Below are 25,606 nucleotides of genomic sequence, written 5' to 3' on the forward strand. Positions count from 1 at the left end.
TTATGAAAAAAGTAATTATTATCTGTGGTGGAATTAGCGATGCTGCAACTGCGCTTGCTCTGAGTCGTGCTGGTCTTGAGCCTATTGTATTTAATGAGATTAATTGTGTAAATATTCTTTACATTTAATCTGATTTGATTCCTTGGCTCTTAATGGAGTTCGCTACAATAAAATATAGTTTTTCTCTCTAAAATCTGAAAGAAATCTAACGTTTTATATGATTATGCGACTTCCCATAATTGCTATCACCTTTCTGGTTGCCAGTCTTACCACAGGTACAGTTTTGAGTATTGCTACTCCAGCTTCAGCTCAGGAAATAATAACTTGTTCAAGCCAGAATAATCATAGGAATACTTGTGCGATAAATACAAGAGGTAGAGTGAGGCTTATCAGGCAATTGTCTAACGCCAGTTGTAGAGGAAATTGGGGCTATAGAAGAAATCGTATTTGGGTTAAAAATGGTTGTCGAGCTGAGTTTTCAGTTGGCAGTCGTAGAAACGACAGATATGACAGAGACGGCAGATATAACAGATAAGACTTACGCAAGAACTCTCTGAAACTCTTATTTCTTCGTGTCCTCTGCGCCCTCTGCGGTTCGTTTTTTCATTATTTTGCGTAAGTCCTGACAGATAGTCAACTGGGTATTTTATCAACATATAGGACTCATATTTGATTGCGTGCAAAAACTCTGTACAACTCAAAAAGCCTTCTTTCCTATTGCTTTCCCACGCAAGTAAATATGGCTACGCCACGCTGTGTGAACAAAAATCAAATCCAGACTTTTTCTCTATAAAAAAGCCCAGTCATATTTTAACTGGGCTTTTAGCTATCTCAATCAATTATTGGGGATAGAGTAGTTTTCTCAACATCAATTAAACAGCACTTTGCTCTAGATTAACCTTAACAACTTTGTTCTTTTCTCGCTCGGACTTGGGCAGTGTCAAATTCAAAATACCGTTTTTATAATCTGCGGTGACATTAGTATTTTGAACCCGAGCAGATAGAGGAATTACACGTTGGAATTTACCATAGTAGAATTCGCTCTTGGTAGTGCCATTGTTTTGGGTTGTGGTTTCAGACTTGCGTTCACCACTAATGTGAACAGTGTCTTCTGTAACTTGAATATCTAAATCTTTAGCTTCCAGCCCTGGCAGTTCTAGCTTTAGATAAATTGCATCATCAGTTTCTTGCAGTTCAGCAGCCGGAACTTTGACAGAGCCTTTTTCAAACTGTGTAGATGGGACTTTAGTGTCTCCCAATAGGCCGTTGATGTAACTTTCTAAAGTGTTGAAATCTTGTGCAGAGTTGTAACGAAATAACATATTATTTTATCCTTTGTATCAGTAGTAGTTTTTGGCTCAACCAACTTTGGATTTAAATCCTTGCTTTGATTTCCATAGTATTTATAAATAACAAGCTTGTAAATTCGGTTATTATCACCAAATCATGGATGATTCCCGCACCAGGTTAGAGGTTGTTTGAAAAGTCTAATTTATTACTAGCCCTGGCGATTAGAAATCGCAGCTACACAGACAAAACCTACCTCTGTAGGTTAAAAACCCTTGATAGAAGAAAGGCAGGAGGCAGAGGGCAGAGGGCAGAAGGAAGAAAAGGTACAAACCTCGCCCCAATACTTTTCGGATAAACCCAACAATCTCTACTTTTGGTTTGGGGAAAGCCTACTAGGTTTGGGGTAAAGGTAAATAAATTTAAACCCTTTCACTTTCCCCTTTCCCCCTTAACCGAAAAGTATTGAACCTCGCCCATTGTGGGCGAAAAATTAAAAATATTCTTTGCGAGATGCGTAGCACGAGAACATATTCGTCCGTTTCATACCTCTTCCCTCTATGGTAGAGGTTTACCTTCTGCCTTCTGCCTTCGTTGATTTTTCACGCTTTCCACGGAGGTGGACTTGTTTAACTAATGGGTTTGTCGATCAAAGCCAAATATTCATCACGGAAATAACGTAAGGTACTAAATACCGGATTGGGTGCAGACTGACCAAGACCACATAAACTAGTATGCTTCACCATGTCGCATAGTTCTTCCAACAATTCCAAGTCAGCAAGAGATGCTTTACCTTCACTCATCTTTGTTAACAATCGATACAACTGCACTGTTCCCACCCGACAGGGAATGCACTTACCACACGATTCATCCATACAAAATTCCATGAAAAAGCGGGCGACATCCACCATATTGGTAGTTTCATCCATGACAATCATGCCGCCGGAACCCATCATCGAACCCAATTGAGTCAGTGATTCATAATCCACCGGACTATCAAAAGCTGTTGCTGGGATACATCCCCCGGAAGGGCCGCCAGTTTGTACTGCTTTTACCACACCGCCATCTGGTACGCCACCGCCCATTGTTTCCACAATCTGCTTTAATGAAGTTCCCATCGGTACTTCTATCAAACCTGTGTTACAGATTTTGCCTGCCAATGCAAAAACCTTGGTGCCTTTACTCTTTTCGGTGCCAATGCTGGCGAACCAGTCAGCACCTTTGCGAATAATGGGTGCAATATTGGCGTAGGTTTCAACGTTATTAATTAAAGTCGGATGATCCCATAAACCAGACTCAGCAGGGTAGGGTGGACGGGGATGAGGAGTGCCGCGTTTACCTTCAATAGAAGCCATTAAAGCAGTTTCTTCACCACAAACATAAGCCCCAGCACCGATACGAATATCAATCTTAAAATCAAATCGAGAGTTGAAAATTTGAGTGCCCAAGATGCCAAGGCGTTGGGCTTGACGAATGGCAGTTTGCAGACGATTGATAGCGATGGGATATTCTGCTCGAATGTAGATGTAGCCTTGATTTGCGCCTACAGAATATGCTGCGATCGCCATTCCTTCCAAAACGCGATGAGGATCGCTTTCTAAGACGCTGCGATCCATAAATGCCCCCGGATCTCCCTCATCGGCGTTACAAATTACGAATTTGCGATCGCTTTGTTCTCTACTTTTTGCTTTCGCAACTGTTGCCCATTTCAAACCTGTAGGATAACCAGCACCACCACGTCCCCTTAAACCACTGCGGGTAATCGCATCTACTACTTCGTTGGGTGTCATCTCCCATAAGACATGGTAAAGCGCTTGATAACCTTTGGTGGCAATATAAGATTGAATACGTTCTGGGTCGATTTTGCCACTATTTTCTAAAACAATCGGCATCTGAGCAGTAAAAAATGGATGAGTTAAATCACCTTGTTGAACTGTTGTTTCTCTTCCATTGAGAGCAGTGATAATTGAGGAGGCATCACTAGATGTAACTTTCTCATAAAGCGTACCTAGACTTTCTGGTTCGGTGTTTTTCTTAACCTGTACTAATGGCCCTTTACAGCACAAACGCATACAACCAACGCCACGAACTTCTACTGTTTCTGCCAAATTTTCTGCTGTAACAGCTTCTTCCAAGCGCTGTTTGACGGCTTGTGAATTGGCAGATAGACAACCAGCTGCAACACAACAACGAATTTGCACAGGTTTCTCTAAAGCACGTTCTTTTTGGGAAATTTCAATTAATTCAGGGAGATCCATCTTGCAACCATCCTTTGATGCGCTTAAGGACTGATTCAGCAGTTTGATTGCCTAAAACAGTGCCATCAAAAACTACAGCAGGCGCAATTCCACAAGCACCCAGACATCTTGCTGTTAACAGTGAAATTTGACCATCTGCGGAGGTTTCACCAGCGTGAATGTGAGTAGAATTTTCTACATTTGCCAGGATAGCTGGAGCGCCTTTGACGTAACAAGCTGTACCCGTACACACCACACAGGTATGCACGCCACTAGGTGCAAGTGAAAACAAATGGTAGAAGGTGGCAACACCATAAACTCGACTAGGTGGCAGTTTCAGACTATGAGCAATGTAAATTAATATATCGTTCTCTAAATAGCCAAAAAGTTCCTGTGCTTTATGCAATATTTCAATGAGTGCATCCTGTTCATACTGGTGGCGTTTGATCGTTGCTTCCAGCATTTTAAAGCGCTTATCACCGTGAGTTATAGAAGATATTTTTGTTGTGTTGTTACTTTTAAGACCAGATATTGAATTCATCGTTTGAGCCTCTCCTCTTTTCAGGATATTATGAGTCTCACAGTTTTGATGATAGGCAAACAATTTGAGAAACTTGTGAGGAGAGTAAGTAAATTTTGGGCTTTGCTGGATAAGGATATGATTTAACCAGGCTCCAGGCGCAGAGATCCAGAGAAAAGATTTATGATTTCGGGAATAATGCCAAATTTTCGCCGCGTTATCAATGCTATAAGTTTATATCCTCACAACTTCCACAGATTTTTAGCTTAACCTCAACATATAGACAAAATAGGGTTTAAACGCCGAGGCAGAAGAAATCCTAATCTTCCGCCTCTTACTTTCTGCCACGCCACCTGCTACAACAGATAGGTTGCTCGTATTGTGATTAAAGCAAAGTCTTGTGCCTCTTGCACTGATGGGCACACAATATAGCAAAACCATTGCCACGCGCTGCCATGACATCACTGTGGTCGCCGAAAATGGAGAGAGCTTGGGCGGCTAGCGATCGCGCGGCAATATGAAATACTGTAGGTGTTAATTCCCAGCAATTTTGTACATATTGGGGATCATCAACAATAATCCCTGCGATGCTGTAAATGTGGTTGTCAGTGAACCAGTTTGTAAAGCCCCATGTACAGCACCAGCCACACCTCCTTCACTCTGCATCTGTACCACCGAGGGAACAGTACCCCAAATATTGGGTTTGCTTTCACTAGCCCAAGCATCCGCCCACTCAGCCATTGGTGAAGAAGGAGTAATGGGATAAATCGCAATGACTTCATTAAGTCGATAGACAACTTGGGTAACAGCCTCATTGCCGTCTATGGTTGCAAAGCTTCTCTTGTTCATCTTCAAAGCACCTGTGTCTCTAAGGGCTAGCAATGACTAAGCTGGATATACTTTTGACATTAGGATAAGAAGTTGAGAAACTTGTGAAGACTTCAGAGGTTTCTTATTTAAAGGGGCTGGAAATTGGGAAACTGTAACAAAATTTGGCAAGGATAAGAGCAAATTCCATAATTTTTTGGGGTGAAAACCCAATCTCCAGTCCCTTTTGCTCCAAGAAGCTAAACAAGGGAGTATTCGTTACATATTCTACGCAAGTTTTCCTAGCAGTTCTCGCTTGCTACTTAACGTTGATGTTCTGAATCCTAAAATGCGATCGGCTGATATTTGGCGATCTTCTTATCAAGGAAAAAGATTTGACATATTCAACAATTATGGGTTGGAGAGAGAACTGACCTGCTTTGGCATCAATCCAAGATCGCGCTTGCAATAGTTCCAACGTTTCTAAGAGTTCTTGGGATGAAACTGATGATGACATATTTGTTCGTAGCTGTGAAAAAGAAATGGGTTTACGATTGATTACCATACATTGAATTGTTGCTTTAGCAGAATCTGATAGGTACTCAAATTCTGGGTCTAAACCGTTGAGAACTTTACCGAAAACTGTCACTTTTTGGTCTAAAAATTCTGTGATACTGCCATCAAATAATTGTTGAATTGTTGTGGCAATGCGGTTTAGAACATGAGGATTCCCTGCATACAACTCGATTAATCGATTCCAGTCGTCTGGTGTTCCTCTAAAGGTTCCTTTTGTTCTGAAAAGTTTTTCTATGTCTGTAACCTGTAATCCTTGAGGACAGAATACTCGCACAGGTCTTGTCTCTCCTTCAAGCCGGGCGATCTCATGACAAATGACGCGACTGGTCAAAATTAAGCAACTTTGATGAGTGGTTTCTCCCACTCTCCGAAACAACTCGCAGTATTCCCCGTTGGTTGTGTGGTGGAGCCAGATGCAGTCTCGACAATTGATCTCTAGAGCCGCACATTCTTGGAGAATTCTTTCAGCACCATCTAAAACCAGTAAGCAACGATGACGTTGCAAATAATGAATCAGCCGTGAGATTCTGTGATTTAATGATTCTGGCAGATCAGTTTCTTTGCCATCGGATAGAACAGCAATCAAATCTGCCAGGAGATCGTTAACTGGAGAAGCAGGGAGGAGCGATCGCCAAATCACGAACTCAAACCGATCCTGAAGTTGTTGTGCAAGCTTCACGGATAGCCAGGTTTTACCCATACCACCCATACTCAATAGGGTAATTAGACGGCAGGGTATTGCCTGATTTTCACCAGATGTAGCTAAAATCCAGTTCTTGAGAGTTGCCAGTTCTTCTGTGCGTCCGTAAAAAAGGGATACGTCTGGTGCTTCTCCCCAATCAATTCGATTGGGAATTTTTGTGTCGCCTTGCTGTGGGTTGATATCGGGATTGGCCAACTGATAATCATTAGTTTCTAGTTGTAGTTTGAATGCTTGGAAACAGTACTTCAAGGTTTGTCGATCTACCCCTATTTCACAGGCAAATACCTTTGCTACCGTATCTGGATCTAATGCCATACGAAAGCCCAAGGCTTCACGGGTATAACGTTTACCGAAATTTTCATAATTTTCCGATTCAGATTTTGCATCTTGGAGTTTCTGCAATCCTTGAGGTGTTAGGATTACACCACGTCTGCGGCTGTTTGGCTGGGATTTCATTGGGAATTTTGCAGATTATAAATGTATTTTTGATGGATAAGCATGGCTATCTATGACGCATCGTTCAAATGCGCCAACACACAGAAAATTACTCATACAAGACAGCATTAAATAACTTCAGCTGCCAAAACTATAAAGTTATTTAAAACTCAATCAAGTCTTGTTAGTTATAACTACACCTCTTAAAAGGATTTTTTCAGAAATTATCCTAAGGAACACAAATTTCAAACATAAAATTAGCTGAATGAAGTGAACTGATTCAGCTAATTTTATGTTACTTGATTTATTGTAGTATCAACGTTAAGTAATTTTACGGTTGAGCGTTAAGTCCGCGATCGCCATCTGCTTAGTCTTGGTGCAGTTACAAGGCTGAGGCTGGTTGAAACAATAGTGAAGTAGTGTCAAATTTATGGACGCGATCGCCTTTATTTGCCGTTGTATTTTCCGAATTTAACGTTAACTTCGGTAAAATCGCTTCACCGGATCGGGTAGAGGGACAATCCACTACTTAACCTCGGTAGTTTGAGAATTCTTTCAAGTACATAGATATATTTGCTACGGGCTACGCTACTGCTCAACAGCCATGTCAGAAACTACCCTACATCCACTCCTGATTGAACTTCCACCTACCCAAGCAGAACTCCCCTATGATGATGGTGTCCTAATGGAAAGCGCACGGCACAAAGTCCAGATGGACTTGCTGATAGATGGCTTAATCCCTTGATTGTCACACCGAGAAGATGGATTATGTCGGGGGCAATATGTTTGTCTATTACAGTCTGGCGCAGGTGAGAAACCAAGACTTTAGGGGCTGGACTTTTTTGTGGTGTTGGGTGTCCCTCAAGGTGAACGCAAAAGTTGGGTGGTTTGGGAAGAAAGAAAAGCACCGGAGGGGCGATCACTCTGGTATCAAAAGTGTCGCGTTTTTGTGTTTCCTGATGAGATTGAAGGGTAGAAGTGCGAGCGTATAGCAGTCGCCAAAGCCGTTAGAATAGTTGGTGGTAAACGTGCCTTCAACACCATACTTGTTGATTTTATTGCTGTCCATTGCTGTAAATGCCGAAGAACCTTAACTTCCTGAACTTCGGTTGTTAAACAAGAGATTATGTATATAAATTTATAACTGTAATCTGAATTTCAAATGTTTTTCTATGAGTATGTTTAAGGTTCCAACATGGCAACTTTGACTACTGGCTTGAATGACATTGCACTAATACCTGGACTCCAATCACTCTGGGCTGAAACCTTTGGTGATCCTGGCATCTGTGTTGCTGTTCTTGATGGCCCTGTAGATCAATCCCATCCTTGCTTTGACGGTGCTAACCTTGCTCGATTACCGACTTTAGTTGCAGATGTGGCTGGTAGTGGCTTAATGTCTGGTCATGGCACACACATCACCAGTGTGATTTTTGGTCAACATAGCAGTCCTGTTCATGGCGTTGCACCCGGTTGTCGCGGACTTATCGTTCCTGTATTCTCAGACGATCGCCGCCGGGGAAAGCTTTCACAGCTAGACTTAGCCCGGGCCATCAACCAAGCGGTTGAAGCAGGATCTCATGTTATTAACATCAGTGGCGGTCAACTGAGCCAATCGGGTGAAGCAGACCCAATGTTGGTTAACGCAGTTAGGTTTTGCAATGAGGAAGGTGTCCTGATCGTTGCAGCAGCAGGAAATGATGCCTGTGAATGTCTGCATGTGCCGGCAGCACTGCCTTCAGTCTTAGCGGTGGGTGCTATGAATGCACAAGGATTACCCTTCGATTTTAGTAATTGGGGCAAAACCTATCAAAGTCAAGGAATTCTTGCTCCTGGTGAAAACATACTCGGTGCTGAACCGGGTGGCGGAACTGCTAAAAGAAATGGCACTAGCTTTGCAACTCCTATCGTATCGGGTATTGTTGCCTTGCTCCTCAGTATCCAGCTAAAGCGGGGGGAAAAACCCAATCCTCATGCTATCCGGGATGCCATTCTCAAAAGTGCCTTGCCTTGCAACTCAGAAATCGGCGAAGATTGCCGTCGCTTTTTAGCAGGAAGTCTTGATATACCTGGGGTTTCTACCCTGATTACAAAAGGAGGATTAGCAGAAGTGTCTGAGGAGAAATCAGAACCAGTCAGCATCCAGCTGAGTCAAGCTGACGACCTTGAACCAAAAGCAACTGACCACATAAACGAGATACAACAACTTGAACCGAGTGAGGCTATTGATCTCAGTTTAGAAGAAGTCGCCCTCCAACCGTCAGAAATTGGCATCCAAGCTGCGGAAGCAACAAGCTCAGAATCTACTTCCACAACCATTCAACATTCAGGAAATCCAATGAGTGTCACGTCTAATAATATAGCCACTTTCTCTACTTCTAACAGTAACGTTGTGCCTTCGGGGAACTGTCAGTGCAACGGTGGTGCAGTAACATCGTTTGTTGCTCCTAGTAACGCACCAAAGTCTTTAGTTTATGCGATTGGGACTCTTGGTTACGACTTCGGAACAGAAGCACGTCGGGATAGCTTTAAGCAGCTTATGCCCATGATCCGGTCAGATAACGGTCAGGAAGTACAGGAGTCAAGCCTTCCTGCAGGAGTTATTTCAGTTCCTGCTCATCCCTACGATGCTAGACAGATGGCACACTATCTAGAAAATAATATTTCAGAGGCAGCATCACTGATTTGGACGCTAAATCTGGAACTGACACCTATTTATGCCATTGAGCCACAAGCTCCTTTCGCTGAAACTATTTATAAATATTTTCAAGGGTTGTTAGGGGGACAAGTTCTGGCTAAGGAAGACGACGAGTATATTGAAAGGGTTTCCATACCGGCAATTTTAACAGGTAGAACTGTTACTCTTTTTTCTGGTCAAGTTATTCCTATTATTGAACCGTTAAATACTCGTGGGATGTACGGTTGGAAAGTTAACGCTTTGATCCATGCAGTGATGGAGGCGATCAAACATCAAAATCCTGCACCGAATTTGACACCCCAACAACAAGAAGAAATCGAATATTCTCTGAAGAACTTTTTGATGCGAATATACTACGATCTTCGCAATCTTGGACAAACTTCCGCAGAAAGGGCACAAAATTTTGCCTCGACTAACATCTTCCAATATGCAGATGCTTTAGTTAAGGTATTGATGAACCAAAGTCGTTCATGGGCAGTCTCTGGCGATCCTAAAGCAGTAACTATGCAGCTAGACACTTTTGAAGTGGAACGAAGCCCCTTCTGTCGGAAAGATTCAGATTGTTGGGATATTAGGATCAAGTTTTTCGATCCAGAAAACGAGCGGCGTGCGAAAAGAGTTCTTCGATACACCATTGATGTCAGCGATATTATGCCAGTTACCTTGGGTGAACCCAGACTGTGGGATATTGCCAACTAAAAGAGCTAGATGTCAGCTTTGCGACTGCTCGAGAATTGTTGTAAATCAAGTGATTAAATTAGAAGAAATCATCATGAAACTGTCAAAACAATCTAAATTACCGAAGCAAGTTGCACCGATCCAGCGTCCCTCTACATCTGCTGCAATTTCCAGTCAGCATGGGATGGATGCGAGTAACTACAATAATGTTGAATCTAGCGGTATGTTCGACATCCTTAAGATGTTTGGCTAAATATCACACAAGTAAAAATTGGTCTGTTTTAGTTACAGACCAATAAAAACCAAGAGGAAAAATAATTATGAAACTTCCCATCCAAGCTCCACCAGTCAAAAGAACAGATTTATTCAAACCGAATACAGTCGTAGATTTGATTCATGCCTCTAGAGAAAGTCAATTGGAACTAGAATTGAATTTACTACATGGGGCAAACTATAACGCTCCAATGAGATTTCTAATGTCGCCAGACTACTGTGGGTGTCATATACTCTCAGGAAATTCAATCGCTATGTGCCTAGCCGTCTGTGGATTTTTCTAGCGTTGAACATCGATAAATTCCACTAACAGACTTTAGCATAAATTATTTAACTAATCGTTTGTGCTAGATGATTTTTAAAACAAGAGAGCAATAATTATGGCCAATATATACCAGTCAATATCCCAAGCCACGGCTGGGTCAGAAACCCCTTCTAAGCCCTTGTCCACCAAAACTTCAGAATCTGTACCTTATGAAATAGCACCTGAAAGAGAAAATTTGATAGCAAAAAAAGTTTTTGAAGTTAGTAAAACGCGCCAACAAATATCTAAAAAAGAAGGCACTTTTCCAACAGACAAATATTCAAAAACACAAGAAATTTTGTCCTCATTGGAAACAGAGATTTTAAAATCTGAACCTTCTCCTGAAAAAGATGGTGTTCAACAATTTATCTCACAGGTAAGGTATCCCCTGGACGAGGAAAAAAAAACAGCTAGTGTGCGATCCCTAATTGGAAACCCGAGCGAGAAGTTGGATGTTGATCTGCAAGAATTAGAAAATGTAAGCAATAGGTTTGATTTTGTCAAGACTTTGGACAGAATAGCTAAGAAAAATCAAACACCTTTAACCTATGAACAAATCCAGTTTATCCAAGAAACTTCAACTCTTAGTGAAAGTTTTCCGACCAAGATTATAGGTAGAATATGGGCTTAAAGTTAGACATAAAATAAATTGATCGCTTCAGTCCTGTAAAAACCAAACATCAATTGACTTAACTAACAAGATAACATCCTAAACAAGGAGAAAAACCATGAAATTCCCGATTCAGGCTGGACATGTACCGCGCAATCAGTGGTAACTGTTCAGTTAAAAAACAAAAAACAACGAAATCACAAAATCAGGAGAAAAAATCATGAAATCATCTAAACTTCCCATCCAAGCTGCACCTGTTGAACGGACTATCGTTGGTACTCCAATGTCAAGTGGGAATGGTGTTGATCCCAGTTTTGATTGGGGAGGGCTAGTTAAAACTATAGGTTCAGTCGCTGCTCCATTATTGGGTAGTCTGATTTAAATCTAATAGCACTTTGCTAAAATACTGAGGTATTTTGGGTTGCCAATAAAACGTAAGTAAGGGAGCAATTAATTGTTCCCTTACTTAGCTCTAGCTAAAAATTTCCTGCAAAAATTATGGTTCCCCCTGATGACGTGAAGTTCATTTATTATGAGTATTACTCCTTTATCCATTGAACACGTCTCCGATACGGCAATCTTGACAGCTTTGGGACGGGCCATTGAGAGCGATCGCCCCGATGCTCTCTTCCAAGATCGCTTGGCTCGCTCTTTAGTTGGAGTACGCGGTGAGCATCTTGCAGCCTCAATTACCGATATTGACTCCCTTGCAAAGGCGATCGCTGTACGAACTTATGTGTTTGATGAGCTGATCTTAAAGGCTGTTTCTGAGGGAGAGATTGATACTGTTCTCAACTTAGGGGCTGGTCTTGATACCAGGCCCTACCGACTACCTTTACCATCATGGTTGCGCTGGATTGATTGCGACCTACCGGGAATTCTAAGTTATAAATATGACACTCTCTCGAATATTCATCCGAATTGCATACTTGAATTCATGTCGCTCGATATAACCGATGCTCGAACTAGGCGAACGGTTTTTCAGCAAGTCAATCAGTCAGCCCGCAGTGTAATGGTGGTTTCAGAAGGATTGCTTATCTATCTCAAGCCCATACAGGTAACAGCTATAGCTATTGATCTACGTGAGCAGAAACGGTTTTTATGGTGGTTAACCGATCTGAGTTCGCCAAACGGATTGCTGTTGACTGAAAAATTCCTGGGTGTGAACCATCTCAACAGTCAGGTCAAATTAGAATTTGCTCCTGAGGAAGGAGTTGAATTCTTTCATAATTTCGGCTGGAGAAAGATTGCGCTTCGATATATTTTTGAGGAAGCCTTGCGCCTGAATCGCATCAATTTATCAACAGAATTGCTATCTCAACTGCCTTTTAAGGGCGAACATAATTTACGCAATTTTTCTCGTCTATTGTGGCTTATGCGAACATAGTGGGTAGCCACAAGTCGATCATCCAATGCTGATAAATCGAGAACCATGCCACCTAGAGGGGACGAGAAATGAGATCTTCTGAAAGCACATGTGATGGTGAAATTGAGGAGCGATCGCCTGGCTCTCGTTAGCGCAATTATTGACTCTCTACAAAATACACTTAGTTCTCAACCCAATCGCAAAGCCTTAATTCAGCGAATGCGGGGTTTGCTGAAAACAGATCAATCTTCACCCACAGATGCTCAAGTTGAGGAAATATTGCAAGAACGGCGAGTGGAGAAGTATCTCAAGTGAGAGTGTTGTTACAGTAGGGGTTCGCAAGACTTGAGCGATGGGCTATTTAGGATCAGAAGTTTTGAAGTTTGTTCTTAAGTTCGTTAACTTCGGTTGAGATTACTAAGCTGATTGACGATAGTTTATTCAGTTCTCCAAATTTCCACTTAACTTGGTTTTTAAGGGAATACAAAAATAGACAAATTACTTGGAATTGTTCTTTATTCTCATGAGATTGCAATCACATAATAATTGCAATTTCTGATTAATAATGTACAAAGATAACTCAATGAGCAGAAGGAAAAAATTGAAAATTTTTCTGCTTTAATAATTTAGCTCACAGAGAGGTTTGTAGAGATGAAACGTCGTCTCATTGTTTGTTGTGATGGAACTTGGCAGGATTTAGAACAAAAATGTCCGACCAATGTTGTCAAAATAGCTCAAGCTATTAAACCAGTTGATGATAATGATATCGATCAGATCATCTATTATGGTGAAGGTTTGGGAACGAAACAAATAAATACTAAGCAGTCTCTCATCGATGTGCTGACGAAACTTGGTGGAGGTGCGTTAGGGTTAGGAATTGACCATAAAATTCAGGATGCTTATCGTTTTCTCTGCATGAATTATGAGCCAAATGATGAAATTTATTTATTTGGTTTCAGTCGTGGTGCTTATACTGTACGCTGTTTAGCAGGATTAATTTATAACTCTAGTTTATTACCTCGGCAATTCATCCGAAAAATACCAGAGGCCTACGAACTTTATCGAGAAAAGCAAAATCCTGACAATGCACCTAACGGCAAAAATGCGGTCAAATTCCGTATTGACAATACTGGAACGGCAGAAGTCCCACCGATCAAAGCCTTATGTTGTTGGGATACAGTAGCTTCTCTTGGCCTTCCCGATTTGATTCCTGGGATTCAGTTAGATAAAAAGTTTAATGAAAGATATCGCTTTTTTGATGACAAAGTTAATCCGTCAATTGAAAAGGCTATCCATGCAGTTGCGATTGATGAAATCCGCAAAGTTTTTGATGTAACTCTAATGGAATCTAGTAAACCAGAACAAGTGACTCAGCATTGGTTTCCGGGATGTCATGGATGTGTTGGTGGTGGTTCTAATGAGGAGCAGGGATTATCAGATGGTGCTTTACTGTGGATGATGGAACAGGTCGAAAAGCTGGGATTAGCTCTGGATAGAAGTCGTGTTAAAGATGATATTAAACCCAGATATGATATACCTTTCGATAACACACCAAAATTCCCATTTAATGTTGGAAGTCCGAATATTCGTAAAGTGACTGGTAAATTTTCTGATTTACATGAAAGTGTCAAGCAGCGTTGGCAAGATCCCAATTGTCACTATCAACCAGATAATCTTATGCAGTTTCAGGAACAACTAAATTCACACCAGTTGCAAATTCCTCGGTTTTTAGAAAGCGTGCATTAGATGTAAATTCCATAGTTAGCATTGGAGACTGAACGATTTTGGTGTGTATAAACTAGCCCACCTAATCGCTTGCAACAAGCATTACCATAACTAGAGTGATGTCTACGACGATGCTCATCCTACACATTTCTTCTCGTTACGGTTGTCTGTCCAAAAATTGCGTAGGCGTAGCCCGTCGTAGACATCGCCTCTCCATTCTCATCTTTTGAACATAAGCGATTGATGATTTTTGAAAAACGTATCACTCCCATCAAATAAAAGGTAAAAGCATTATGGTAAGCACTTCAATAAAGAAGAATAAATTAACTGGTTTGTTTATTGCTTGTTACGAAATTGGTGGTGACAAACTTGGTGCGCCTTTGTTCAAAGTAAATTTGACCGTACACACACCCAGCGAAACAATCAATGGTTTAGGTCATATCACTCAAGCAATTCATCCACCTCTAGATGTGGTGACAAAACTGGATGGTAACTACACTTATATGACTGTGATGCCTCACAATGTGCATATTCTTGTTACTGCTACAGGTTATCCGATCATTCAATGGCCGCCACACGCAGGTATAGGCCCGGTCATTCTACCCAATGTTTATCTGCGGATGATTCTGTCAGAAGATTGGCAGTCGGGAACAGCTAATTATAAATACATAGATAACAACGGTAATTGGCATATAGTTGAGAATGCGCCTGTGAAATTGGTTGCTGATCATGCACTCACTAACACAGATAGAGGCGGTATTTTGCTCACTGAGAAGTTTGCCAATCAACTGAAGATTAATGGAGAACTAGCTTGGTTCTTTAGAGAAGAAAATGGCTCTAATGGTTATAGCTGGCGTTTTAGACCAGACAATTCCGGTGTTTATGAACTGGCTGAACAGATAGTGCTTCATCCATCTACCCAGGCTGTGGGTGTTCCAGGGATGAGTATTTGGAAGTTTAAGGGAATTAGAGAAGGTAAAGGCTGTATTATGTTCGAGCTTTATCCACCCGGTGAGCAAGAGCCTGCTGAGACAGTTGTTCTTAATATTGAGGTGACTAAGTAAGTGTAGCTATAGCGACAGTAAAATCTATTTACTATCGGTAAAGGTGATTGCACTTTTGCTGTTTTGGAAAAGTACGATCGCCCTTTTATTCAAATCTTTTCCAGTAGTGCGATCGCATTTCTTCTCGTTACTGACTGTCTCTGTTAAAGTGCGATCGCCATTGCTGGTAGGGTGATTGCCAGATGGAGATCTACTCACCTGCTTGTTGCAGTACTCGTTGATAGAGTTCATCACTCACCCAAAACCCTGCCTGTGCAATCAGACCATCCATCAATGGTCGCACGTCTTTTATTAACTGTCGTTTCTTTGCCGTCAATAAAACACCTAAAACCCCTGTAATTGTCAACCCCAACTCTAGTGCGATCGCTCGTCCTGCGGCATCATCAATCAACACCCGTTCCGCCGATACCTCCAATGCCAACGCCAACGCTTCTGCTTCCCCACGGTCAACCTTTCGACGGAATTCTACAACCTGCGCCTGATCCACAACCTTTTGTACCTGAATCCAAGAAAGCGTTTGTACCTCCAACGTTCCCGGAACTGGATTGGGTAATGCCGTCAGTTCATCGTAGACAGCTTGAGGAATGACAATTTCACTATAAACTTGACGGAGCAAATCAAGTTGAGCGATCGCCGCTAGATTGGTAATGGGTGAGGTATTACAAACAACCGTCACAGATACCCTAAAGCTTTGAGTTGGGCAATTTCTGCCTCAAATCCTGCCAAATCATCAAATACTGGGATTTGCCGTTGTGCCAACTCTCGCTGAAATTCAATTAATGGCATTTCTGCCAATTCTCGTGCTTTACTGATTCCCAGTTTTTTCTGTTGATACAGCAAGATTGCCAACTCCCGCTTTAAGTCAGCATCGGACATATTTGCTGCCTGCAAAATTTCATCAGAAACAAGCACACTCATACTGCGCTCCTGAATTGCCATCACTGTATCCAGCCTAACAGGTAACTCATTAGATGGACAAGGCGTTGCAGCTGCGATCGCTCCTTCATTCGCTATTTTTTACAATTGTGCGATCGCTTGCAGCAAGCATTACCAAAACTTGTGCGATCGCATCTCGAATCATTTGTCCTGAACGATTTCTATGATGGGCTACGCTTACGTGGGTAGTTTTGGAACAAATCAGCGATCGCTACAGACTTGTGTTCTGAACCAACAGACTTGTGTTCTGAACCAACGGGCTTGTGTTCTGAACCAACGGACTTGTGTTCTGAACCAACGGACTTGTTTTCTGAACCAACGGGCTTGTGTTCTGAACCAACGGACTTGTGTTCTGAACCAACGGACTTGTGTTCTGAACCAACGGACTTGTTTTCTGAACCAACGGGCTTGTGTTCTGAACCAACGGGCTTGTGTTCTGAACCAACGGGCTTGTGTTCTGAACCAACGGGCTTGTTTTCTGAACCAACGGGCTTGTTTTCTGAACCAGCCGATTATTTTGGTAAAGCGTAGGGGGCGATAATTCTCAATCACAATGATTGCGTAGGTGTAGCTCATCCCAGACATCGCCTCTTCATGAACTATGCCCAAAACTCAGTAGCTGGAATCAGCAGTTGAGAGAGATTTTTTGACTTCGATTTCGGCTTTGACTACAGTAGGATCATCTGTGCGTTCGATATCAAAACCCAGTTTCTCACAAACTTTTTGCATACCATAATTATCAACCAAGATATCAGCAGTAATTCTATTTAATTGCTCATCTCGACTGACTTGCAGTAATCTTTGTAGTAACTCGGTTCCTATACCCTGGCACTGATAGCGATCGCACACCACAATCGCAAATTCTGCTTCATTCGTACCATGTATTTTACTTAACCGACCAACTGCCAATATTTCCCGTGTCTGCGTTTCGGGATTTTGATATTCCACAACTAGGGCTATTTCGCGATCGTAATCAATAAAGCAGATACGTGTTAGGCGTTCATGGGCTACTCTCGACTGGAGCTTAATTAAGTGAAAATACCTGAAATAAACACTTTCCTCTGAGAGTGTTTTGTGAAATTGCACCATCAACGGTTCATCTTCTGGACGGATGGGACGAATAATAACCGGAGTGCCATCTTTCATCGTCCATTTGCTGACATATTGTGTAGGATATGGTCGAATTGCTAACTTTGGTAGTTCGTTTTCTTTAACACTCGGTTCATGAAGGATAATCCGCGCATCGAGAGCAATTAATTGTTCAGATGAAGCCAGCAATGGGTTAATATCGATTTCCTTAATCCAACGCTGTTCTACAACTAATTGACTAAATACCACCATTAATTGTTCAAGGGCAGCTAAATCAACACTTTTGCGTCCCCGGACTCCTTTCAGCGCTTTGTAAATCTGCGTTTGCTCCATCATCCGCCGCGCTAAAGTGGTATTTAGGGGTGGAAGTGCGATCACGCGATCGTGAAAAATCTCTACTAGTTGTCCTCCTGCACCAAAAAGCAACACCGGGCCAAACTGTGCATCCAGACTACTGCCAATAATCAGTTCATAACCAGCCATTTTCACCATAGGCTGCACAGTTACACCCAAAAATAATTCTGTAGAAATGCGATGAATCCCATCTCTTGTAGAGACGCGATTCATCGCGTCTGAATAATCAGGGTCGTGTTGCAATTTATCCTGTAAAGAGGATTTAATGTTGCGGTAGGCTTGTCGTACAGCTTCAGCATCTCTTAGATTTAACTGCACACCACCAACATCAGTTTTATGAGTGATTATCTCGGAAAACAGCTTTAAAACAACTGGATAACCAATTTTTTCAGCACATTGAACTGCTTCATCCTCGCTTTTAGAAACGCAAGTTGCAACCACCGGAATGCCATAAGCAGCTAAAATTTGCTTCGATTCAAACTCTGTAAGAATAGTTCGCTTTGCTTGACGTGCTGATTGGATAATTTTTTCCACACAGTTACGGTCTGGTATCCCTGAAGCGGAATCAAGCGCAGGCATTACCGGAGTTTCGTAGATACCACGCAGATTATAACTAGACTGCCACATATAACTAAATATTCGAGCAGCAGTATCAGGGTAAGGATATGTGGGAATATGGTTGCGATTGAGAATCATCTCACCTGCTGCAATATCTGCTCCCCCCATCCAACTAGCAAGGATGGGTTTACCAGCTATCTGTGCATAAGGTTTCAATTGCTCGGCTGTTTGGGTGGGATCTGTCATCGCTTGAGGCGTGAGAATCACCAATAAGCCGTCACTATTTGGGTCTTTAGCAGCAATTTCCAACGCTTTGGTATATCGCTGTGGATCAGCGTCACCCAGAATATCAATTGGGTTGCCGTGACTCCAATGTGCTGGTAATAGTTGATTAAGGGATGCGCTAGTTTCTTCAGAAATTGGTGCAACTTCTCCACCCGCAGCAATCAAAGCATCAGTTGCAAGTACTCCAGGCCCACCTGCGTTAGTTAAAATTGTTAGGCGTGGCCCTTGGGGACGGGGTTGTTTTGCCAGCACCTCTGCCATATCGAACAAATCAGAGATACTGTTGACGCGCAACACCCCACAACGCCGGAAAGCTGCATCCAGAACCTTGTCACTTCCTGTTAGTGCGCCAGTATGGGAAGCTGCTGCTTTAGCTGCGGCTTCAGTCCGACCTGCTTTGATGACAATAATCGGTTTAGTTAAAGCAACTTCCCGCGCTGCTGACAAAAACGATCGCGCCTTCCCAATTGATTCCATGTAAATGACAATACTTTTGGTGTACGGGTCATCACCCAGGTAGTAAATCAAATCTCCCCAACCCACATCCAGCATTGAGCCAAGAGAAACAAAGGCGCTAAAACCAACGTTTTCTCGAAAACTCCAATCAAGAATAGCCGTACAAAGCGCTCCACTTTGACTAATGAAGCCGACATTCCCAGGACGCGCCATTGTACTGGCAAAAGTTGCATTTAAACCTGTGCGCGGACTCATTACACCCAAGCAATTAGGGCCAATAATCCGCATTTTGCCACGATGCGCTTGCTCAAGTATTTGCTGTTCTAAGGCTACACCCTCAGCACCAGCTTCTTTAAAACCAGCACTAAGGATAATTGCACCTTTGATACCTGCATCCACGCACTCAGCAATAATACCTGGGACAGTTGGCGCTGGGGTGGCAATCACTGCTAAATCAACTAATTCGGGTACATCAAAGATAGTCGGGTATGCTTTGATTCCCAGAATGCTGTGCCGCTTGGGATTGACAGGGAAAACAGTTCCACCAAAAGGATTGCTAATCAAGTTCCATAGTAGAGTGCGTCCAACACTACCAGCTTTTTCGCTAGCACCAATTACAGCAACACTTTTTGGGGCAAAAATAGCATCAAGGGGGTTAGCTTTTTCGGTTCGCAAAATATCATAGGCACGTTCGACAGATGACTGGATAGGCTTTTGCATAAGTCGCTATTACCTGTAATGGAAATATATTTTAAAGAAGTAAGCTAAAATTCTCATCTATAATTTGGGCAATTTTTTGTAAAGCGATCGCCACTCCAATTTCAGCAATTGGTGATAAGCTGTAGCCTAATTCAAAGTTTACGCCTGGTACTTTTATCCACCAAGCTGGTGGACAACGATTATAAAGGGCTTGAGTCAGAGCTAAGAGCGATCGCGGATCGGCTGTATGTCCGGCAATAATATTGAAAGATTCAGATGAAAGCGATTGTACCCGCACTTGAGAACTTTCAGAAGTGAAACAAGCATCAATAAAGATTGCCAAATTAGCATGGGCTAAAGCTTCAGCAAGTTCAGGGGTGAGTTGATGGACAGCTAGAGATTTCACGTTTGATAGATGCAACGCCTTCGCTACTCGTTGCCCAATGCCATCATCACTACGCAATTCATTACCGTAACCAATGGCGTAGGCGTAGCCCGTCGTAGACATCGCTTCCGGCGAAGCATAGCCCATCGCATTAGAATTCATATTTTTAGCTGTCCAACACTATTTTAAAGTTAGATAAAAAACTTGAGAAACTTGTGAGGAGATAGAGAAACCTTGTCTTGGTGAATTTTGGCTATTTATTTCTCCAGGGGTGTTAGTTTTAAAGGATACAATGGCTCAGATCCATTTAATTGCCAAATTCTAAATACCAATACAGCAGCTACAGTTAGCCACACACAAGAAAATGATAAAGTCATTCCCGCTACAGGATTAGTTTGCCAATAAATTGCCGTCACCACTACAGCAGATAACCAAGGCCCTAAAATAACTACAGGAACAGCAGCACCTAATCTCCGTTCTACAGTAAAAATCGTATTCCAAGTATCCCCTAAAGCCAGGTGTACCACAAACAAAATTAAAGGCAGCACTAAAAATTGGTGATTCATTTGCTGCCAAACCAATACAGAAGAAATTACCCGCAAAGCCGCAATTATCATCCAAACTATGGGAAATACTAAAGGTGGAGGAGACCATCTTGGTCTAATTACCTGGTCATAAGTCTGACGAGAACGGGTATTATCTAAAAGAGAAAAAATTCGGGAACGGATACTTAAGAGAGTAAAAAATAATCCAGTCAATAAAGTGCTAAACCAACTGGGGAAGGAAGAATTGCTATCAATTAACATTACTAATTTTTCCATTCCCAGTAAGACGAGAGTCATCACTACTATTTGTAGGATTGTTCCTAGTGTATAAACTAAAATTGCTCTGATATCTAATTCTTGTGTAGTAGCTATTGATGTATCTCGATATTGTTGTTGATTCCCAGCTTTTACCCCCATCACTGTATTGACAAACTGTTCAAGCATTCCACTATTATTGGATTGATTCATAATTAAGAGATTGTGCCTAGTTTGTAATTAGTAATAATAGGTGATTATATCGCTATTCCATAACTCTAGGCATAAGAAAATAAGAAATCTTTAGATTCAGAGGTATCTGAAATATAATCTCGCATTCGATTCATTAATTCAGTTATTGAAACAGAATTCAGGAGTTATGAGCCAGAATGGGCTAAACCTTAGCTATCCGCTAACAGAATGAATTTTGCTTAGTGGCAAAGATTTCCAGTTTGTTTCTCTGTGGATTGAATGAATGAAGCGGCATTAAAACTTAATAACCCGTTCTTTGTTTTTCTTTAACTATCTTATCTGTCTTTGCATTCTCACTTTAATGCTGAGAATATATTCAAATTGATACACCAACTTGTAATTTACAAGTAAAAACTAATCATCAAAAAAAATACTGTTTTGCTGTTGTACAATGATTTTAGCAATGTGGGTCGCTATCAACCCTGCACTCGCTGCTGATAGCATTGCGATCGCACACATCTAAAGAACTTGCAAAAAATATATTATCCCAAATTATTTGTAGATTTGTAGGGGCGCAAGGTCTTGCATCTCTACTAAATTAATCTCGCCAAAGTTCATTTACAATATTCCCATCTTTCCCAACTAATTGAATATGTAAAGGCATTTGACCTGCCGCATGAGTTGAACAACTCAAACAAGGGTCAAAAGCTCTTATTCCCGCTTCAACACGGTTTAACATCCCTTCAGCAATTTCTGAACCGTGAATAAAATGTCGGGCAATTTGCGCGACTGTGCGATTCATTGCCAAATTATTTTGACCTGTGGCAATTACTAAATTTACTTTCTGAAGTAACCCATTTTCATCAACTTGATAATGGTGAAATAATGTACCGCGTGGTGCTTCACTTACACCTACTCCTTCTAGTTGATTGATGCCAGCATCAGCACGCAATTTTTTAGACATTAAATCTGGGTCATCTATCAGAATTTCTATGCGTTCAATGCAAGCCAGAATTTCAATTAACCGGGCGTAGTGATAAAAAAATGATGAAGTGACAGTGCCTTTACCTCTGTCTCTAAATTCTCTCAATTCTGCATCAGCTAAAGGTGTACCAATATGACTGCAAACATTCAGACGTGCTAGCGGCCCTACCCGATAAATACCACTATCTAAACGACAATGGTCGCTCTGGTCAGGATAACCTAAAGGGCGATAGTAAGGAGATTTTAAATAGGAATCTGGTTGAACCGCTTCACCAATAAATTCTTGATAATGAGTCGGATCGAGTTTATCGGCAATAATATTCCCAGCGCTGTCTACAAAACGAATATGTCCGTCGTAGTTTTCCCACAAACCATCAGGAGTGACTAAACCCATAAATAAACTAGGAAAATTCCCGAAGGTTTGCACTTCTTTTTGATAATCATTGAGTAAGTCTTTAAATCTACCCAGTGCATCTAATACTGTGGTGCGTGCTTCCGGGATGCGGTTTTGAATATGAGTGCGTCCTTCTATCGATAAGGGTTCGCGGACACCACCAGGAACTGCCCATGATGGATGTATCTTTCGCCCTCCCAATTGTTCAATAATCTCTTGTCCAAATTGACGCAAGCGAATTCCGCCACGTGCCAGTTCTGGTTCAGCTGCAATTAACCCAAATACATTGCGTTTTTCGGGGTCGCTATCCATTCCTAATAATAAATCTGGGGCGCTGAGGTGGAAGAAACTCAGGGCGTGGGATTGGACAATTTGTCCCAAGTTCATCAAACGGCGCAGTTTTTCCGCAGCTTTAGGAATTGTAACCGCAAGAATGCGATCGCCTGCCTTTGCTGATGCTAACAAATGGCTTACCGGACAAATCCCACAAATTCGCGCCGTAATTCCTGGCATTTCCCAAAGTGGGCGACCCTCGCAAAACTTTTCAAAACCACGAAATTCTGTGACATGAAAGCGAGCATCGCTCACTTGTCCTTTATCATCCAGATAAATACTGATTTTGGCGTGTCCTTCAATTCGGGTAACTGGGTCGATGATTATTTTTTTCATAACTATCTCAGGTCAACCACTAGACTAGTAGTTCGCCAACCCAAAATTGCTGGCTGGAGGTCGGCAGAGGAGCAAGGGAGCAGGGGAGCAGAGGAGAGATTTGTGATTGCCTCACTTTCAATTTAGATAAAGAATCTGAGTAACTTGTGAAGTTAACCAAACTTGATAAATTTACGTCCTTCTAACTGTGGTTTTTCTCCTCTTAAGAGTGGCTCTAACACTGCTTTAATCCGAGTTGCTGAGGGTGGACAACCTGGTAAATAAATATCAACTGGGACTACTGTATGCACTGGTATCACCCGATCTAGTAAGGTTGGTACAATGCCAGGCTCATAGACAATTGTGCCGTGAATATCTGCTGCTTCGATGTAACAGCGTTGAAGAACAGGTTCGGCAGTACCTAAAGGATTGCGTAAAGCAGTAACATTACCAGTAACAGCACAATCACCAAAAGAGACAAGAATGTGCGATCGCTCTCTTACTATCTGAATCATTTGCAGGTGATCTTCATTTGCAATTGCACCCTCAACTAACACCACATCTACCCCTAGAGGATATTCTTTAGCATCAGCAAAGGGACTATAAACTAAATCTACTTGTGCTGCTAAATCAATCAGCCATTCATCTAAATCGAGAAAAGACATGTGACAGCCAGAACAGCCGCCTAGCCAAACCGTTGCTAATTTTAAACGAGTCATAATAATTCGTAATTGAGGAATGGGTTAATTAACTCTTTATCTCCACATATTTAAAGGTTCCATTGTTGTTTTTCCCTTGCTGTAACTAGAAAATCAAGTTTGGCGCGCTCACGTTTCATTTCCCCGACGCTCGAACCTCGGTAAAAAATAGCACCTGTAGGGCAAGCATTAACGCATTTGCCACAAGAAGTACAAGTATCTGAGGTTCCCCAAGGCTGATTTAAATCAGTGATCACATGAGAATTTGTCCCTCTACCCGCCATATCCCAAGTGTGCGCCCCTTCGATTTCGTCACAAACACGGATGCAACGAGTGCAAAGAACACAACGGTTATGGTCAACGCCAAAGCGAGCATGAGAAATATCGACTTTGCGATCGGGGAAATGATAATCCAACCGCACATGATCCATGCCCATCTCAATTGCCAAGTCTTGCAATTCGCAATTACCGTTAGCTACGCAGACCGAGCAAATGTGATTACCTTCAGCAAATAGCATTTCTATAATGGTGCGACGATATTTTTGCAGGCGATCGCTATTTGTTTGGACTTCCATACCCTCAGCAACTTTTGTTACACAAGCAGGTTGGAGTTTATTACTCCCAGCAATTTCTACTAAACAAAGCCGACAAGCGCCAACATCGTCAATTCCTTGCAAGTGGCACAAAGTAGGAATGTGAATCCCTGCATCTTGCACTGCTTGGAGAATAGTTTCCTCCTCACGGGCGCTAATAAGTTTGTCGTTGACTGTTAAAGTTTTGACTGACATTGCCTCTAGCCTCAATCAGAATGAGCCTTTCGCTTCTGGAATGACCTGAGTCTTGAATTGTAGACAAATAGTTTGAGGAACTTGTGAATAGCTTGGATAGTTTTCTCATCAATTGCTTTCCAAGCTATAGGAATCCGCTTTGATTTTTGTTAGCGCAGCGTGGCAAGAGGCAATAGGAAAGAAAGCTTTTTGAGTTGTAGAGAGTTTTTTCACGCAATCAAATATGAGTTCTATATGTAGCCTTGAGGTAGCAAAGCAGAAAGTAGCTAGAAAATTTACATATCTTCAATGATTTTGAATTGAATTGAATTATATCCACTAATAAATTATTTCCAGGAATTATTCATTAGCGGCACGTTCAAACACTACTGAAAGATTATTGGCTGGCATTTGGTAAATTTGTTTCAAGATGAAATGTTCTGCCCTAGCTGCTGCCACTACATCATCCAAGTTCCGCACACCCCACTCTTGGTTTTGGGTGTGTAAATATTCGTCAAAAGCTGCATTACTCGCTGCTGTATGTTCTCCACCTTGTTTGAAGGGCCCATACAAATAGAGGATACCTCCTGCTTTTAGGATACGGCCTGCCCCTGCCATTAGCCCCAAACAAGCTGACCACGGTGAAATGTGAATCATATTAATGTTGACAATGGCGACAATTGGCTCCCTATCAAGCCACTGAGTTACTTCCCCTTTCTCCACTGCCCAAACTGGCTCTCTCTCCACTGCCCAAACTGGCTCTCTAACATCTAGCTCAAGCGGTGGATAAACGTTATCACAGGCATTGTGTTCAGTCCATGCACTAATGCTGGCTCGTAACTCTAAATTTGCATCTGTTGGTAGCCACAGGCGAGGACTTAGCCTGGATGCAAAAAAGACCGCGTGTTCACCAGTACCACTTGCTATTTCTAAAATAGTGCCACTTTTGGGTAATACCTGCAAAAGTATTTCTAGAATTGGTTCTCGGTTGCGCTCAGTTGCTGGTGCGTATTGTCGTGCGTCTTGTGGTGTCATTCTTATCGTGATATTTTATAATTTTTATCGCATAGTGCGCTTCCCG

The 25,606-nt window shown here is 41.9% G+C and carries 27 protein-coding genes and 2 pseudogenes; 13 read left to right on the forward strand and 16 right to left on the reverse strand.

The window, feature by feature from the left end; translation table 11 throughout:
* The first annotated feature begins 2 nt into the window (after nucleotides 1-2).
* Both V7K69_RS12370 and V7K69_RS32945 read left to right on the forward strand, forming a co-directional pair.
* Complete coding sequence (locus V7K69_RS12370; protein WP_335034665.1) at nucleotides 3-128, forward strand: hypothetical protein; 126 nt, start codon at nucleotides 3-5, stop codon at nucleotides 126-128.
* A 95-nt stretch (nucleotides 129-223) separates the two neighbouring features.
* Nucleotides 224-535, forward strand: a complete 312-nt coding sequence (locus V7K69_RS32945) for a DUF3011 domain-containing protein (RefSeq protein ID WP_442936135.1) — start codon at nucleotides 224-226, stop codon at nucleotides 533-535.
* A gap of 337 nt (nucleotides 536-872) precedes the next feature.
* On the opposite strand, the gene V7K69_RS12375 is transcribed toward V7K69_RS32945, so the two are convergent.
* The 5 genes and pseudogenes from V7K69_RS12375 to V7K69_RS12395 form a co-directional block, all read right to left on the reverse strand.
* A complete protein-coding gene (locus tag V7K69_RS12375; protein ID WP_335034666.1) occupies nucleotides 873-1,322 on the reverse strand; it encodes an Hsp20/alpha crystallin family protein in 450 nt (149 codons plus the stop codon).
* Between the two features lie 594 nt (nucleotides 1,323-1,916).
* Nucleotides 1,917-3,545: a NuoF family protein gene (locus tag V7K69_RS12380; RefSeq protein WP_335034668.1), complete on the reverse strand. Its 1,629-nt coding sequence runs from the start codon at nucleotides 3,543-3,545 to the stop codon at nucleotides 1,917-1,919.
* Complete coding sequence (gene hoxE / locus V7K69_RS12385; protein ID WP_335034670.1) at nucleotides 3,532-4,065, reverse strand: bidirectional hydrogenase complex protein HoxE; 534 nt, start codon at nucleotides 4,063-4,065, stop codon at nucleotides 3,532-3,534. The genes V7K69_RS12380 and hoxE overlap by 14 nt, the downstream gene beginning before the upstream one ends.
* A gap of 347 nt (nucleotides 4,066-4,412) precedes the next feature.
* Nucleotides 4,413-4,893: pseudogene (locus V7K69_RS12390) on the reverse strand (pyruvate:ferredoxin (flavodoxin) oxidoreductase); the annotation flags it as partial.
* A 277-nt stretch (nucleotides 4,894-5,170) separates the two neighbouring features.
* The gene (locus V7K69_RS12395; RefSeq protein WP_335034672.1) at nucleotides 5,171-6,586 is read right to left on the reverse strand and encodes an NB-ARC domain-containing protein; all 1,416 of its coding nucleotides are present in this window, start codon (nucleotides 6,584-6,586) and stop codon (nucleotides 5,171-5,173) included.
* Nucleotides 6,587-7,169: 583 nt separating this feature from the next.
* On the opposite strand from V7K69_RS12395, the pseudogene V7K69_RS12400 reads away from it, so the two are divergent.
* The 10 genes and pseudogenes from V7K69_RS12400 to V7K69_RS12445 form a co-directional block, all read left to right on the forward strand.
* Nucleotides 7,170-7,478, forward strand: a pseudogene (locus V7K69_RS12400) (Uma2 family endonuclease); the annotation flags it as partial.
* 282 nt (nucleotides 7,479-7,760) lie between these two features.
* Entirely contained in the window at nucleotides 7,761-9,959 is a 2,199-nt protein-coding gene (locus V7K69_RS12405) for a PatA/PatG family cyanobactin maturation protease (protein ID WP_335034674.1), read from the forward strand.
* Between the two features lie 73 nt (nucleotides 9,960-10,032).
* Nucleotides 10,033-10,191, forward strand: a complete 159-nt coding sequence (locus V7K69_RS12410) for a hypothetical protein (protein WP_335034676.1) — start codon at nucleotides 10,033-10,035, stop codon at nucleotides 10,189-10,191.
* A gap of 67 nt (nucleotides 10,192-10,258) precedes the next feature.
* Nucleotides 10,259-10,495, forward strand: coding sequence for a cyanobactin biosynthesis system PatB/AcyB/McaB family protein (locus V7K69_RS12415; protein WP_335034678.1), 237 nt, complete (start codon nucleotides 10,259-10,261; stop codon nucleotides 10,493-10,495).
* Between the two features lie 96 nt (nucleotides 10,496-10,591).
* Complete coding sequence (locus V7K69_RS12420; RefSeq protein WP_335034680.1) at nucleotides 10,592-11,146, forward strand: hypothetical protein; 555 nt, start codon at nucleotides 10,592-10,594, stop codon at nucleotides 11,144-11,146.
* Nucleotides 11,147-11,345: 199 nt separating this feature from the next.
* Nucleotides 11,346-11,507 (forward strand): hypothetical protein, encoded by a 162-nt coding sequence (locus V7K69_RS12425; RefSeq protein ID WP_335034682.1) that lies wholly within the window; start codon nucleotides 11,346-11,348, stop codon nucleotides 11,505-11,507.
* A gap of 150 nt (nucleotides 11,508-11,657) precedes the next feature.
* Complete coding sequence (locus V7K69_RS12430; protein WP_335034684.1) at nucleotides 11,658-12,512, forward strand: class I SAM-dependent methyltransferase; 855 nt, start codon at nucleotides 11,658-11,660, stop codon at nucleotides 12,510-12,512.
* 93 nt (nucleotides 12,513-12,605) lie between these two features.
* Nucleotides 12,606-12,806 carry a hypothetical protein gene (locus tag V7K69_RS12435; RefSeq protein WP_335034686.1) on the forward strand — a complete coding sequence of 67 codons (201 nt, stop codon included), beginning with the start codon at nucleotides 12,606-12,608 and terminating at the stop codon, nucleotides 12,804-12,806.
* Nucleotides 12,807-13,142: 336 nt separating this feature from the next.
* Complete coding sequence (locus V7K69_RS12440; protein WP_335034688.1) at nucleotides 13,143-14,237, forward strand: DUF2235 domain-containing protein; 1,095 nt, start codon at nucleotides 13,143-13,145, stop codon at nucleotides 14,235-14,237.
* Between the two features lie 272 nt (nucleotides 14,238-14,509).
* Nucleotides 14,510-15,280, forward strand: a complete 771-nt coding sequence (locus V7K69_RS12445) for a DUF1842 domain-containing protein (protein WP_335034690.1) — start codon at nucleotides 14,510-14,512, stop codon at nucleotides 15,278-15,280.
* Between the two features lie 24 nt (nucleotides 15,281-15,304).
* On the opposite strand, the gene V7K69_RS12450 is transcribed toward V7K69_RS12445, so the two are convergent.
* The 3 genes from V7K69_RS12450 to V7K69_RS12460 are packed head-to-tail and all read right to left on the reverse strand — an operon-like array spanning nucleotide 15,305 to nucleotide 16,198.
* Nucleotides 15,305-15,478: a hypothetical protein gene (locus tag V7K69_RS12450; RefSeq protein WP_335034692.1), complete on the reverse strand. Its 174-nt coding sequence runs from the start codon at nucleotides 15,476-15,478 to the stop codon at nucleotides 15,305-15,307.
* Nucleotides 15,471-15,956, reverse strand: coding sequence for a DUF3368 domain-containing protein (locus V7K69_RS12455; protein ID WP_335034695.1), 486 nt, complete (start codon nucleotides 15,954-15,956; stop codon nucleotides 15,471-15,473). The genes V7K69_RS12450 and V7K69_RS12455 overlap by 8 nt, the downstream gene beginning before the upstream one ends.
* The gene (locus tag V7K69_RS12460) at nucleotides 15,953-16,198 is read right to left on the reverse strand and encodes a UPF0175 family protein (protein ID WP_152592482.1); all 246 of its coding nucleotides are present in this window, start codon (nucleotides 16,196-16,198) and stop codon (nucleotides 15,953-15,955) included. Before V7K69_RS12460 ends, V7K69_RS12455 begins: the two co-directional genes overlap by 4 nt.
* Nucleotides 16,199-16,251: 53 nt before the next feature.
* Between V7K69_RS12460 and V7K69_RS12465 the strand changes: the two genes are divergently transcribed.
* Nucleotides 16,252-16,383, forward strand: coding sequence for a hypothetical protein (locus tag V7K69_RS12465; RefSeq protein WP_335034698.1), 132 nt, complete (start codon nucleotides 16,252-16,254; stop codon nucleotides 16,381-16,383).
* A gap of 34 nt (nucleotides 16,384-16,417) precedes the next feature.
* Here the strand turns inward: V7K69_RS12465 and V7K69_RS12470 are convergent, their stop codons facing one another.
* The 8 genes from V7K69_RS12470 to V7K69_RS12505 form a co-directional block, all read right to left on the reverse strand.
* On the reverse strand, nucleotides 16,418-16,825 hold the full coding sequence (locus V7K69_RS12470) for a hypothetical protein (protein WP_335034700.1): 408 nt from the start codon (nucleotides 16,823-16,825) through the stop codon (nucleotides 16,418-16,420).
* A gap of 3 nt (nucleotides 16,826-16,828) precedes the next feature.
* Nucleotides 16,829-19,678: a bifunctional acetate--CoA ligase family protein/GNAT family N-acetyltransferase gene (locus tag V7K69_RS12475; protein WP_335034703.1), complete on the reverse strand. Its 2,850-nt coding sequence runs from the start codon at nucleotides 19,676-19,678 to the stop codon at nucleotides 16,829-16,831.
* A 31-nt stretch (nucleotides 19,679-19,709) separates the two neighbouring features.
* Entirely contained in the window at nucleotides 19,710-20,165 is a 456-nt protein-coding gene (locus tag V7K69_RS12480) for a hydrogenase maturation protease (RefSeq protein WP_335034790.1), read from the reverse strand.
* Between the two features lie 134 nt (nucleotides 20,166-20,299).
* Nucleotides 20,300-21,055 (reverse strand): TspO/MBR family protein, encoded by a 756-nt coding sequence (locus tag V7K69_RS12485; RefSeq protein WP_335034705.1) that lies wholly within the window; start codon nucleotides 21,053-21,055, stop codon nucleotides 20,300-20,302.
* A gap of 577 nt (nucleotides 21,056-21,632) precedes the next feature.
* Nucleotides 21,633-23,081 (reverse strand): Ni/Fe hydrogenase subunit alpha, encoded by a 1,449-nt coding sequence (locus V7K69_RS12490; RefSeq protein WP_335034707.1) that lies wholly within the window; start codon nucleotides 23,079-23,081, stop codon nucleotides 21,633-21,635.
* Nucleotides 23,082-23,233: 152 nt separating this feature from the next.
* Nucleotides 23,234-23,779 carry an oxidoreductase gene (locus V7K69_RS12495; RefSeq protein ID WP_335034709.1) on the reverse strand — a complete coding sequence of 182 codons (546 nt, stop codon included), beginning with the start codon at nucleotides 23,777-23,779 and terminating at the stop codon, nucleotides 23,234-23,236.
* Between the two features lie 50 nt (nucleotides 23,780-23,829).
* Nucleotides 23,830-24,546, reverse strand: a complete 717-nt coding sequence (gene hoxU, locus V7K69_RS12500; RefSeq protein ID WP_335034711.1) for a bidirectional hydrogenase complex protein HoxU — start codon at nucleotides 24,544-24,546, stop codon at nucleotides 23,830-23,832.
* Between the two features lie 339 nt (nucleotides 24,547-24,885).
* On the reverse strand, nucleotides 24,886-25,560 hold the full coding sequence (locus tag V7K69_RS12505; protein ID WP_335034713.1) for a DUF938 domain-containing protein: 675 nt from the start codon (nucleotides 25,558-25,560) through the stop codon (nucleotides 24,886-24,888).
* Nucleotides 25,561-25,606 lie beyond the last annotated feature (46 nt).

The organism is Nostoc sp. (assembly GCF_036917775.1).
Lineage (GTDB): Bacteria > Cyanobacteriota > Cyanobacteriia > Cyanobacteriales > Nostocaceae > Nostoc.